This is a genomic window from Pseudomonas sp. 32A (assembly GCF_052682255.1).
Genome location: NZ_JBQYLY010000001.1, coordinates 3,156,388 through 3,169,115, shown reverse-complemented (window position 1 = coordinate 3,169,115; position 12,728 = coordinate 3,156,388). Strand labels below are relative to the sequence as shown.

11 protein-coding genes are annotated in these 12,728 nt (G+C 59.5%); 5 read left to right on the top strand and 6 right to left on the bottom strand.

Features of this window, described 5'->3' with window-relative positions; all coding sequences use genetic code 11:
- Positions 1-40: 40 nt before the first annotated feature.
- The gene (locus tag ACUN0G_RS14360; protein WP_258342761.1) at positions 41-736 is read right to left on the bottom strand and encodes a FadR/GntR family transcriptional regulator; all 696 of its coding nucleotides are present in this window, start codon (positions 734-736) and stop codon (positions 41-43) included.
- A gap of 254 nt (positions 737-990) precedes the next feature.
- On the opposite strand from ACUN0G_RS14360, the gene ACUN0G_RS14355 reads away from it, so the two are divergent.
- The 4 genes from ACUN0G_RS14355 to ACUN0G_RS14340 are packed head-to-tail and all read left to right on the top strand — an operon-like array spanning position 991 to position 3,837.
- Positions 991-1,776: a transporter substrate-binding domain-containing protein gene (locus ACUN0G_RS14355; RefSeq protein ID WP_017476630.1), complete on the top strand. Its 786-nt coding sequence runs from the start codon at positions 991-993 to the stop codon at positions 1,774-1,776.
- A gap of 21 nt (positions 1,777-1,797) precedes the next feature.
- On the top strand, positions 1,798-2,466 hold the full coding sequence (locus ACUN0G_RS14350) for an amino acid ABC transporter permease (protein ID WP_003213995.1): 669 nt from the start codon (positions 1,798-1,800) through the stop codon (positions 2,464-2,466).
- Entirely contained in the window at positions 2,463-3,113 is a 651-nt protein-coding gene (locus ACUN0G_RS14345) for an amino acid ABC transporter permease (protein WP_003213996.1), read from the top strand. The genes ACUN0G_RS14350 and ACUN0G_RS14345 overlap by 4 nt, the downstream gene beginning before the upstream one ends.
- On the top strand, positions 3,100-3,837 hold the full coding sequence (locus ACUN0G_RS14340) for an amino acid ABC transporter ATP-binding protein (RefSeq protein WP_258342763.1): 738 nt from the start codon (positions 3,100-3,102) through the stop codon (positions 3,835-3,837). Before ACUN0G_RS14345 ends, ACUN0G_RS14340 begins: the two co-directional genes overlap by 14 nt.
- A 4-nt stretch (positions 3,838-3,841) precedes the next feature.
- Here the strand turns inward: ACUN0G_RS14340 and ACUN0G_RS14335 are convergent, their stop codons facing one another.
- The 4 genes from ACUN0G_RS14335 to ACUN0G_RS14320 form a co-directional block, all read right to left on the bottom strand.
- Positions 3,842-4,372 carry a hypothetical protein gene (locus ACUN0G_RS14335; RefSeq protein WP_445573701.1) on the bottom strand — a complete coding sequence of 177 codons (531 nt, stop codon included), beginning with the start codon at positions 4,370-4,372 and terminating at the stop codon, positions 3,842-3,844.
- Complete coding sequence (locus ACUN0G_RS14330; RefSeq protein ID WP_445573700.1) at positions 4,344-6,842, bottom strand: fimbria/pilus outer membrane usher protein; 2,499 nt, start codon at positions 6,840-6,842, stop codon at positions 4,344-4,346. Before ACUN0G_RS14330 ends, ACUN0G_RS14335 begins: the two co-directional genes overlap by 29 nt.
- Positions 6,843-6,848: 6 nt before the next feature.
- Entirely contained in the window at positions 6,849-7,562 is a 714-nt protein-coding gene (locus tag ACUN0G_RS14325; protein WP_445573699.1) for a fimbria/pilus chaperone family protein, read from the bottom strand.
- A 329-nt stretch (positions 7,563-7,891) separates the two neighbouring features.
- Positions 7,892-8,314 carry a DUF1120 domain-containing protein gene (locus tag ACUN0G_RS14320; protein ID WP_445573698.1) on the bottom strand — a complete coding sequence of 141 codons (423 nt, stop codon included), beginning with the start codon at positions 8,312-8,314 and terminating at the stop codon, positions 7,892-7,894.
- 491 nt (positions 8,315-8,805) lie between these two features.
- Here ACUN0G_RS14320 and ppx point away from each other — a divergent pair, with 491 nt between their 5' ends.
- On the top strand, positions 8,806-10,308 hold the full coding sequence (gene ppx / locus ACUN0G_RS14315; protein ID WP_017476639.1) for an exopolyphosphatase: 1,503 nt from the start codon (positions 8,806-8,808) through the stop codon (positions 10,306-10,308).
- Between the two features lie 186 nt (positions 10,309-10,494).
- Here ppx and ppk1 read toward each other — a convergent pair whose 3' ends face one another.
- Entirely contained in the window at positions 10,495-12,723 is a 2,229-nt protein-coding gene (gene ppk1 / locus ACUN0G_RS14310; protein ID WP_445573697.1) for a polyphosphate kinase 1, read from the bottom strand.
- Positions 12,724-12,728 lie beyond the last annotated feature (5 nt).

Here is a 12,728-nt window from a genome sequence, read left to right as displayed (position 1 = left end):
CTCTTCCTATGATGGCGCATGAGTTTGGGTATAGCCCAACTCACGGGGTCACGGGAGTGATGAAGGCAATGCCTGTACGCATCGCCGCGTTACGCACATGTTCCTGCATGCTTTTCTGCGCGGCCCCGCTGGCGCGTCGGGCCAGTGCACGGAGGATTTTGCGGTGCTCCTGCCAGGTCTCCATGGCCCTCTCCGGCCGGATGAACGGTAGCTTCTGACTCTCCAGAAACACCTCGGCGCTGGCACTGAGGATGTTCACCATCGCCTGATTGCCGCTGGCCAGCAGGATGCGCTGGTGGAATTCGAAGTCCAGCCGGGCCGCTGCCTCAAAGTCACCGGCCTTGAGCTCCTTGCGCATTGCCTCGACGTTATCTTCCAGGAGGTCCAACTCATCGGTGGTCAACGTCACCGCCGCCAGCCCCGCCGCAAAGCCTTCCAGGGCGTAGCGCAGTTGAAAGATATCCAGTGGCGTCGCCTGCGCCGTAAACGGCCAGGCCAACCCAGGGAGTTCCTCGGCCGCTTGCACGAACACGCCTTTACCCGGTTGCACACTCACCACGCCCAACGCGCTGAGGGACGACAAGGCTTCGCGCAACGAGGCCCGGCTTACGCCCAATTGCAGCGCCAGATCGCGCTGGGAGGGCAATGCGTCGCCCGGCCCGAAGCCTTCATCAGCGATCAATTTGCGGATGGCCTGTAGCGCCACTTCCGGTACGGCTTGGGCGATGGAATTCATAAAAACTCGAGTTTCCAGTCAACTGAGCGGCTAGTTGTAAAGCTATTCGAAGCGCCCGGCAAGCCACGCCCCAAAGGGGCTCGCGGGGTTTTGGCGGCGCCCGAAAAGGGTGCAGAAAGCGCAGTAACTGTTCAGACCAGTAAGACCGCCAAAACTCAACAGCTACCAGCCCTCCAGCGAATTAACACCGTGCTGGCATGGGCTGTGCACTGGCAAAACTCAGAAAATCCTTTCGTCCCTTTCGGAGAGTTGCCATGACCAAGCGTTGCAGCGCCCTGCTCACTGCCCTGTTTGCCAGCCTGATGCTGAGCCAGGCGCCCGCCCAGGCCAACGGTCTGGACGATATCGTCGCCCGTGGCACCCTCAAGGTGGCCGTGCCTCAGGATTTCCCGCCGTTCGGCTCGGTCGGCCCGGACATGAAGCCTCGCGGGCTGGATATCGACACCGCAAAACTGCTGGCCGACCAGCTCAAGGTCAAGCTTGAACTGACCCCGGTCAACAGCACCAACCGCATCCCGTTCCTCACCACAGGCAAGGTCGACCTGGTGATTTCCAGCCTGGGCAAGAACCCCGAGCGCGAGAAGGTCATCGACTTCTCCAAGGCCTACGCGCCGTTCTACCTCGCCGTGTTCGGCCCACCGGATGCGCCGATCAGCACCGTTGACGACCTCAAGGGCAAGACCATCAGCGTGACCCGTGGCGCCATCGAAGACATCGAGCTGACCGCCGTTGCGCCTAAAGAGGCGACGATCAAGCGCTTTGAAGACAACAACTCGACCATCGCCGCCTACTTGGCCGGCCAGGTGGACCTGATCGCCAGCGGCAACGTGGTAATGGTGGCCATCAGCGAGCGCAACCCCAAGCGCGTACCGGCACTGAAAGTGAAGCTCAAGGACTCGCCGGTCTATGTTGGCGTGAACAAGAACGAGCCGGCGCTGCTGGACAAGGTCAACCAGATTCTGGTCGCGGCCAAAGCCGACGGCAGCCTGGAAAAGAACGCAATGCAGTGGCTCAAAGAGCCGCTGCCGGCTGATCTCTGATCGCGGTAACGAGGGTTAGCTATGGCCTACCAATTCGACTTTGTGCCGGTTCTGGCCAATACCGATCTGTTGCTGCGCGGCGCGCTGTTCACCCTTGAGCTGACCGCCATCGGTGCAGTACTGGGCGTGGCGCTGGGAATCGTCGGCGCGGTGGTGCGGGCGTGGAAGATCCAGCCGTTCAGCTGGATCTTCGGGGTGTACGTCGAGTTGATCCGCAACACGCCGTTCCTGGTGCAGCTGTTTTTCATCTTCTTCGGCCTGCCGTCCCTCGGTTTGAAAATCACCGAATGGCAAGCAGCGGTGCTGGCGATGGTGATCAACCTGGGGGCGTACTCCACGGAGATCATCCGCGCCGGAATCCAGGCGATCCCGCGTGGGCAACTGGAAGCGGCGGCCGCGCTGGCCATGACGCGTTTCGAGGCGTTCCGCCATGTGGTGTTGCTGCCCGCGCTGGGCAAGGTCTGGCCGGCCCTGAGCAGCCAGATCATCATCGTGATGCTCGGTTCGGCAGTCTGTTCGCAAATCGCCACAGAAGAGCTGAGCTTTGCCGCCAACTTTATCCAGTCACGCAACTTCCGTGCTTTTGAAACCTATGCACTGACCACCTTGGTCTACCTGTGCATGGCGCTGATGATCCGCCAGTTGCTGAACTGGATCGGCCGTCGCTATGTCATGAGGAACGCCCGATGAGTGATTTTTCCTTCTGGGACATCGTGCGCAACCTGCTCACTGGCTTGCAATGGACCTTGCTGCTGTCGCTGGTGGCGTTTATCGGCGGCGGCGTGATCGGCTTGCTGGTGATGACCATGCGCATCAGCACCAAGGCTTTCCCGCGCAATGTTGCCCGTACCTATATCGAACTGTTCCAGGGCACGCCGCTGTTGATGCAGCTGTTCCTGGTGTTTTTCGGCATTGCCTTGCTCGGCGTGGACATTTCGCCCTGGCTGGCGGCAGCCATTGCCTTGACCCTGTTCACCAGCGCCTACCTGGCCGAGATCTGGCGTGGCTGCGTCGACTCCATCGCCCACGGGCAATGGGAGGCGTCCGCGAGCCTGGCCCTCAACCCACTTGAGCAATTGCGCTACGTGATCCTGCCCCAAGCGCTGCGCATTGCCGTGGCGCCGACCGTGGGCTTCTCGGTGCAGGTGGTCAAAGGCACCGCCGTGACCTCGATCATCGGCTTCACCGAGCTGACCAAAACCGGCGGCATGCTCGCCAACGCAACCTTCGAACCCTTCATGGTCTACGGCCTGGTGGCGCTCGGTTACTTCCTGCTTTGCTACCCCTTGTCCCTCAGTGCGCGCTACCTGGAAAGGAGACTGCATGCCTCTGCTTAGAATTTCCGCCCTGCATAAGTATTACGGCGATCACCATGTACTCAAGGGCATCGACCTGACGGTCGAAGAAGGCCAGGTGGTGGCAATCATCGGCCGCAGTGGCTCGGGTAAGTCCACCTTGCTGCGCACCCTCAATGGCCTGGAGTCGATCAACGATGGCGTGATTGAAGTCGACGGCGAATACCTCGACGCCGCCCGCGCCGACCTGCGCAGCTTGCGGCAAAAGGTCGGCATGGTGTTCCAGCAGTTCAACCTGTTCCCGCACCTGACGGTGGGTGAAAACGTCATGCTTGCACCACAAGTGGTGCAGAAAGTGCCGAAAGCCAAAGCCGTGCAACTGGCGCGGCAAATGCTGGAGCGGGTCGGGCTGGGGGAGAAGTTCGATGCCTTCCCTGATCGTTTGTCCGGCGGCCAGCAGCAGCGGGTAGCTATCGCCCGGGCGCTGGCCATGTCACCCAAGGTGTTGCTGTGTGATGAAATCACCTCGGCCCTGGACCCGGAACTGGTCAACGAAGTGCTCAGCGTGGTGCGCCAACTGGCCAAGGATGGCATGACACTGATCATGGTCACCCATGAGATGCGTTTTGCCCGGGAAGTGGGGGACAAACTGGTGTTCATGCACCAAGGCAAGGTGCATGAAGTGGGTGACCCTAAAATCCTGTTTGCCAACCCGCAGACCGCCGAGTTGGCCAACTTTATTGGCTCGACAGAAACACCCGACTGAGCCGTCAGCCAGCAGGCACCAGCTCAAAACGCCCACCGCCCTCCAGCACGGTTTTGTCGCGCACGGCGGTGGTAGTGTCGAAGAGATAAGTCTCAACCTGCACCTGAGCCGAAAACACGCGACCCACGGCCGGCACCCCCGCAGCCAACACCACCATGGCCTGGTCTTGCAGCAGTTGGCCGCTCCGATCGGCACGATTATGCAACGGGGCCAACTCTGCTGGCCTGCCGTCCAGCACCGCCTGCTGGAGGCTGAGGTTGAAATACCCCTGCTCGCCAAACTTGAAGCCTTGGCCCACAGCGGGTACACCTCGAAAACGCAGGGCAATGAGCGTGTCCTGCGGGCACACCACATTCAAATGCACCGTGCGCTTACCGAACAGTACGCCTTGCCCAGCAAACGCGCCAAGATCAACCTCCGGCCGGCTCAACGACAGACGACATTCTGCGGCATGGACCTCCCCCGCGATCAACAGGCCGGACAACAGCGCGCCTGCAGCGCCTACCTTAATGGCAGGTCGCAGAGGCGGTTTCATAGGGTCGCTCATCATAAGATTGCTCCGCCAGGTCGAGTTGAAGTGTGCACGAAGCCCCGCTTGGCGATGACACCGTAAGGGTTTGCGCGCTATCGATATTGCTCAGGAAAATCATGCCGTCTGCGACGACGTTGGTCAGGAATGCATTACCTGCACCCAGCACCGATGCACCCTGGGGCAGAGGCTCGCCAGCTGTATCCGTGGCCCTCAGTAGCACGCGTCGAACTTTAACCACCTCGAAGTCGACCTTGCTGAATGAACCTCGCCCGGCCTCCAGCACTTTCGTACCGTTCTTGATATCCACCTGCCGCGGCAAGGACTTGCCTTCGATTTCAAGCTGACTGACTTGATAGGCGGGCAGCCCGGGAAGCACCGCCATGCCCCAGCGATCAGTCCACACAGGCCCTTGGGGAGTACTGATACGAGCCCCCGTAATATCACCGGCCGAGGCAACGCCGAACGTATCTTCGACCCGGTACGGCGTAAAGGTCACGCCCCGATCATGGGCCACCACGGCGCCCTGCAATTGCCCGCTGTAGCGTGTACTGGAGCCATCCCGATCAATGCCCGCACCGACCTGGGTATAACGCGACAACGTATTAACCCAACCGCCCACAGCCTGCTCATGATCGCCCCTCAGGTCTCTCTCGCCACGAAGCTCATAGTTCAAGGTCTCATCCACACGTTCGGTATACGTGGTACCAATACTGGAGCGACGACCTTGATGTCGTGCAACAGAGGTGAGAGACCGCTCGCGGCCCAGCGGAACGGCGACCTGCAAGCGAAACCCGACGCCATCCTTATCGCCCCGGGTAGCACCCGACGTACCCACCTGCGAGTCCACTGTCACACCCACGTTCGCGTACCTGAAGTCCTTGCTCCAAGAGCCGTAGATGTTTTGGGTGGTCCTGCTATTGAAATGAGCCGCCCGGGAATAGCCCAACGAAAACTCGCCAAACTCCCGCGCAGCCCAACTGAAGCCCGCGGTGTACTGATTTTTAAACCGTGCGTCCCGAGCGTCGCCGGCGGCAGTACGCAGGGTTTCGAGCACCTCACGATAGCCTGGGGTTTGAGTCGTGGCGCTCAGCGAAACCTGTACGTTGCCAGGCAACGTGCTTCCCACGGAAACGCTATTGCGCGCGCCATGGCGCTTTTTTTTACGGTCCCGCGCAAGGTTGTTACGCAGTCCCAGGGAAAAACGTTCGCCAAAGCCGGTGTCCAGCGCAAAGCCCACCGAATTGTAGTTGTCGGTGCCCTGCACCCCGGAGCTGAAGGCGCTGCTCTTGCCAAACGCCCAGGTTCCGCTGGCCATTCCGAGCACAGGCTCTTTGGCGCCGCTGCGGTCCACATCTCGCACTTTGCCCAGTCCAGCCGTATAACCCGCCCTGACCGGTACCGCCGCGCGAAAAGACGCCGCCGGTACCACGAAGCTACGTTGTGCCCCTCGTGTATCGATGACGCTGACATGAAGGTCACTTGTGCCATTGAGCAAAGGTAAATTGCTCAATGAAAAGGGGCCTTCGGGCACCACCGTGGTGTAAATCAGGGCGCCTGACTGACGCACTTCAACCCGTGATTGGCTGACGGCTACACCCTCGACCACCACGCCACCGCCGCTCGAACTGCTCGCGATCCCATCGGGAAACAACTGCGCGCCCAACAGTTGCACACCGCCAAATACCGGGCTGGCGCCGGATATCTGCCCCAATTGGAACGTAGAAGCCAACGGCACTAAATCACGTTGCGCATAGGCAAATAGATGCTCGGTGGTGGAGCGCCCGTTGCTGGAGACGTACAGCTGGCGACTACGTGCAATCCAGTCTCCGAAGTTGAACCCTGCTTCTGTCGAAGCGGAGAAATAACGGCTGGTGTCCTCTCGCGAATGGCTATTACTGCCCTGCAGGTCATAGTTGAGCATCCCTGCGGTACCGCCCCGGGAATAGTGGCCAGACCCGCGTTGCAGTTCGCGCAATGCCTGGGTAGGCACCACCAGCAATACTTCCTCGCTTCCAGGGCGTAACGTTGTGACCGTATTGGGATACTCAGAGAGGAAGTCATGGCAAGCCTGGTCAGCCGCCGCGTCTTTGTTCAGTACCCGGGAAGGCACTTGCAAGCCCGCCCGGTCAAGCAAACCACGGGTGAAACACAACTCGCCTTCATGATTGAAACGCACATCCGCCAGCCCCACCCGGTCACCATTCACCGTCAGCCCGACAACGCGCACGCCTTCGGTGAAACGCGCAGCGCTACGGAAATAACGAGCGACGCCGGGGTCAATGCCGCGAGCCTGTAAGGTCGCCAGGTCGAATCCCAGCAACTGGGTGCCGGGCTGGGCAGCGTAAGCCTGCTCAGTCAACCCCGACAGGATCGCCACACACACCAGCCCATTACGCCTGAATCGCTCATCGTCACGTTTGGTTTTAGATAGTTTCTTACTGACTGCACCGGGAACTCTTTTGACTTTTCTCATGACCGGTCAAGGCGCATTGGCTAGGAGTAGCGCGTCGTAACTGTCGACGGTAAATCCATAGATGGTGGCCGGCTCGAGGGTCACTGAAGTGGCGTCCGGTACGGCCTTCTTCAGGTCAACCTTCAACACTTCGCCCGGCAAGATGTAGGCGCGAGGAAGGTTGGCTCGAATGTTTTGCGGATTGACCTTCACTTCAGTGCCCAGTCGGACCACATACGGACTGTCGTTGCGCACGATCAGAGTGCTGGCCTGCAGTTGCCAGGTCAGTAGCTCCCAGGGTGCTTCATTTCGAGGCAAGCCTTTGGGGTGCAGGATCAGGGGTAAATTCTGCCGGAGGCTGATACCGATCGTCGCACCCGAACCGGGTCGGGTCTGAGGAACGCCCTCGAAAGACACACGCTTCAAACGCTGAGTCTTGAGCGGCTCCTTGCCAATTGCCAGGAACCTGACCATCTGCTGCTCCCCTGCATCGACTCGCGCAACAGGCGGCGTTATAAGCACCAGCGGCTCAAGGTCTTCAGGAATATCTTCGATCGTCGAATGAAGTAAGGCGGGGCCTTTATCGGTATTGGTTACGTTGATGCTGACTTCGCCCTCCGACTCGTTCAGCACAATAACGGTTGTTTCAGGACGCATACCATCTGCCCATACATCAGCAGCAAACACCATATTCAAACAAACATACAAAGGCGCAAGAACTTTGAATCTCAACTTAGTCATTGACCAACCTTCCATTACCTCAAGATTACAAACCAGTCGACGCAGGTTTTGGCAAGCAACTTTCAGCCCTAACCTGCATCGACCCAATTCAAATGATTCTTAGAGGTAACGCAGTTCCAAAGTCGCCTGACCATCCAGAGCAATTTGACTCGTCATATCAAGCTCAGAAGTTCTATTGATAACCGCCTGAACTTCCAGATTTCCGGCCAGTGTATTCAGTTGAAGTGGCGTATTGGTACCAATGTGCCATGCCGCGATATTCGCGCCTTGCCCCAACGCCGGCCCGCCCTGCACCCAACTGGCGCCATTGTTGCTACTGGTAAGAACGTTTACCGCCCGACCATCAGCGACAGAATTCGCAGATGCACAACGTACCCGCCTATTTTCTGTGCTCTTGCGGTGGTGCCCAAACCGTAGTTATAGGTATCGGTGTAAGGCGCACCGAACTGACTGACCATCAGGTTCGGGATACGGCTGCTGGCCCGGTTATCCACGGCCTTGATGCCCACCTTGGTCTTTACACTGCTGGCACACCTGATTGCATAAGGGGTGGTCTTGGCGGCCAACTTGGTATAGTTGGTGGGGCTCAAGGTACTCGGGTTGATGGCCCCGTAATCAATAACAGAGTTGGTAATTGTGAAACTGCAGCTGCTGGGCGCGATGGTGCCCTTGACACGAAGATCGGCAGCTTGCGCGCTCAGACCTGCAACAGCTACCAACATACCTACCAATACAGCAACATTTTTCTTCATAAGATATTTACCCTTCAATGAGATATGGCTAATTACAGATGGCCAGAAACGAACATTGCCCCTCATCCACGCGGGCAAGTTCATGCTGCACGACGTTCTGATCCATAAATAAATACCGCCACGGCACAAATGCCGAGTCGAAGTATCGGCATATCAATTCCAGAATAAAGTCGGGGAAAATTGCAATCCTCGTATGAACCGTCAGTTCTATTGCCTTGAACCTTCCGGCGCCATCGTGCGAGCGTGCGTAAAATCGCTCAGGAGGAATATAAAAACGTGTAGGAACTATCAGTTACCCCAGTAAGTGCTGGGTTGCACAAATATGGATTACATCACCCGTTAACTAGGTAATACGAGATGAGTGAACATTTCCTACAACGGCAACTCGCCCGTCCCATAGCCGTGCTGGAAAAATTACTCTGGCACTACGCGTTGGCGTCAGCGGTTGATCGTGGCACGATGGCGAGGTTATCGACCGAGACCCCTTAACCATGCCGCAATCCCAAGCCAAGAATCTGTCCCTGATCGCCGCCATCGACCTGGGCTCCAACAGCTTTCACATGGTCGTGGCCAAGGCCCAGAACGGCGAAATCCGCATCCTTGAGCGGCTCGGCGAGAAAGTGCAGCTGGCTGCCGGTATCGACGATGAGCGTCAGCTCAATGAAGAATCCATGCAGCGCGGGCTCGATTGCCTGAAGCGCTTTGCCCAACTGATCAACGGGATGCCCCCCGGCGCCGTGCGGATCGTCGGCACCAACGCCCTGCGCGAAGCCCGTAACCGCGGCGAATTCATCCGCCGTGCCGAGGACATTCTCGGTCACCCTGTAGAAGTCATCTCAGGCCGCGAGGAAGCGCGCCTGATCTACCTCGGCGTGTCCCACACCCTGGCCGACACCCCGGGCAAGCGCCTGGTGGCCGACATCGGCGGTGGCAGTACCGAATTCATCATTGGCCAACGCTTCGAACCGCTGCTGCGCGAAAGCCTGCAGATGGGTTGCGTGAGCTACACCCAACGCTATTTCAAGGACGGCAAGATCACCCCTGCCCGCTACGCCCAGGCGTATACGGCGGCGCGGCTGGAGATCATGAGCATCGAGCACGCCCTGCACCGCCTGACGTGGGATGAGGCCATCGGCTCGTCCGGCACCATCCGCGCCATCGGCCTGGCCCTCAAGGCCGGCGGCCACGGCACTGGCGAGGTCAATGCCGAAGGCCTGGCCTGGCTCAAGCGCAAGCTGTTCAAGCTGGGAGATGCCGAGAAGATCGACTTCGATGGCATCAAGCCTGACCGCCGCACGATTTTCCCGGCGGGCCTGGCGATCCTCGAAGCGATTTTCGACGCTCTCGAACTGCAACGCATGGACCACTGTGACGGTGCCCTGCGTGAAGGCGTGCTGTACGACCTGCTGGGCCGCCATCACCACGAAGACGTGCGTGAACGCACCCTCAGCTCGCTGATGGAGCGTTACCACGTCGACCTGGAGCAAGCCGCTCGGGTTGAACGCAAGGCGCTGCATGCTTTCGATCAGGTCGCTGCGGATTGGGACCTGGAAGACGGCGTCTGGCGTGAACTGCTGGGCTGGGCGGCCAAGGTCCATGAAGTGGGGCTGGACATCGCCCACTACCATTACCACAAGCACGGCGCCTACTTGATCGAGCACTCGGACCTGGCGGGTTTCTCCCGGGAAGACCAACAGATGCTCGCGTTGCTGGTACGCGGCCACCGGCGCAATATTCCGAAGGACAAGTTTGCCGAGTTCGGTGACGAAGGCATCAAGCTGATTCGCCTGTGCGCGCTGCTGCGTTTTGCGATCCTGTTCCACCACATCCGTGGTACCCAGGAAATGCCGCAAGTGGTGTTGCGGGCCAATGCCGACAGCCTGGACGTGGTGTTCCCGAAAAACTGGCTGGATGAAAACCAGCTGACCCAGGCGGATTTCGCCCAGGAAGCCGAGTGGCTGACGCGGGTTGGGTTCACGCTGAACGTGCGCTGATAGGGGTGAGTGACGCGGAGCGTCACAGGATGTATTCCCACGCAGAGCGTGGGAACAATCCAACGCCACAAAACAAATGTGGGAGCGGGCTTGCTCGCGAACGCGGAGTGTCAGTCAACAGACTCATCGACTGATTCACCGCGTTCGCGAGCAAGTCCGCTCCCACATTTTTGACCGCGTCGGCTTTTAGTTCACCGTCAGAATCGGGCTGCCCAGCTTCTCCAACAACGTCGCCTGGGCGCTGCGCGGGTTCTGGTTGCCGGTAGGGGTATTGCGCACGTAGCGTCCGTCCGACTGCAGGCTCCAGCTGTGGGTGTTGTCGGTGAGGTAACTCTCCAGCTCCTTCTTGACCCGCATGATCAGCTTCTTGCCTTCCACCGGGAAGCAAGTCTCCACACGCTTGTCGAGGTTGCGCTCCATCCAGTCGGCACTGGAGAGGTACATCTGCTCCTCGCCGCCATTGAGGAAGTAGAACACCCGTGTGTGCTCCAGGAAGCGCCCGATGATCGAACGCACGTGGATGTTATGGGAGACCCCGGCGATGCCCGGACGCAGGCAGCACATGCCACGCACCACCAGGTCGATACGTACGCCAGACTGGCTGGCCTTGTACAGCGCGCGGATGATCTTCGGATCGGTCAGCGAGTTGAACTTGGCGATGATGTGCGCCGGCTTGCCTTCGAGGGCGAACTGGGTCTCGCGGGCAATCATGTCGAGCATGCCCTTCTTCAGGGTGAACGGCGCGTGCAGCAGCTTCTTCATGCGCAGCGTCTTGCCCATGCCGATCAACTGGCTGAACAGCTTGCCGACGTCTTCACACAACGCGTCATCGGAGGTCAGCAGGCTGTAGTCGGTGTAGAGCTTGGCGTTGCCGGCGTGGTAGTTGCCGGTGCCCAAGTGGGCGTAACGCACGATCTCGCCGGCTTCACGGCGCAGGATCAACATCATCTTGGCGTGGGTCTTGAAGCCGACCACGCCGTAGATCACCACCGCACCGGCCGCTTGCAGGCGGCTGGCCAGTTGCAGGTTGGATTCTTCGTCGAACCGCGCCCGCAGTTCGATCACCGCCGTCACTTCCTTGCCGTTACGCGCGGCATCTACCAGCGCATCGACGATTTCGGAGTTGGCGCCCGAGCGGTACAGGGTTTGGCGCACAGCCAACACATGCGGGTCCTTGGCGGCCTGACGCAGCAGGTCGACCACCGGCGTGAAGGACTCGAACGGGTGCAGCAGCAGAATGTCCTGCTTGCTCACCACGCTGAAAATGTTCTCGCTGTTCTGCAGCAGTTTCGGGATCTGCGGGGTGAACGGCGTGTATTGCAGCTCCGGGTGGCTGTCCAGGCCGGTGATGCTGAACAGGCGCGTCAGGTTCACCGGGCCATTGACCTGATACAGCTCGGTTTCGCTCAGGTTGAACTGCTTGAGCAGGTAGTCGGACAGGTGTTTCGGACACGTATCGGCCACTTCCAGACGTACCGCATCACCGTAGCGACGGGAGAACAGCTCACCGCGCAGCGCGCGGGCCAAGTCTTCTACGTCTTCGGAGTCCAGTGCCAGGTCGGCGTTACGGGTCAGGCGGAACTGGTAGCAGCCCTTGACCTTCATGCCCTGGAACAGGTCATCGGCGTGGGCGTGGATCATCGACGAAAGGAATACATAGTTATCGCCAGCGCCCCCCACCTCTTCCGGTACCTTGATGATCCGTGGCAGCAAGCGCGGCGCCGGGATGATCGCAAGGCCGGAATCGCGACCGAAGGCGTCGATACCTTCCAGCTCGACGATGAAGTTCAGGCTCTTGTTCACCAGCAATGGGAACGGGTGCGTCGGGTCGAGACCGATAGGGGTGATGATCGGCGAGATTTCGTCGCGGAAGTAGCGGCGTACCCAGGTCTTGATCTTGGCGGTCCAGTGACGGCGCCGGATGAAGCGGACCTGATGCTTTTCCAGCTCCGGCAGCAGGATGTCGTTGAGGATCGCGTATTGGCGGTCCACATGGCCGTGCACCAGCTCGCTGATACGGGCCAGGGCCTGGTGCGGTTGCAGGCCGTCGGCACCGGCTTGTTCACGGGCGAAGGTGATCTGCTTCTTGAGGCCGGCGACACGAATCTCGAAGAACTCGTCCAGGTTGCTGGAGAAGATCAGCAGGAACTTCAGCCGCTCCAGCAACGGGTAGGACTCATCCAGTGCCTGTTCCAGCACGCGGATGTTGAATTGCAGTTGTGACAGCTCGCGATGGATGTACAGGCTGCTGTCATCCAGGTTGGTAATCGCAACCACCGGCGCCGGTGCGGCAGCGGGCGTTTCGACCACCACGGCAGGCGGTGCCGGCTCCAGCTCCGGCGGGGTCTCGGTGACTTGTTCAACCACCGGGTGAGCGTCTTTTACGGCAACTTCTGTGAGTCCTTCGGTATTCATCGAGT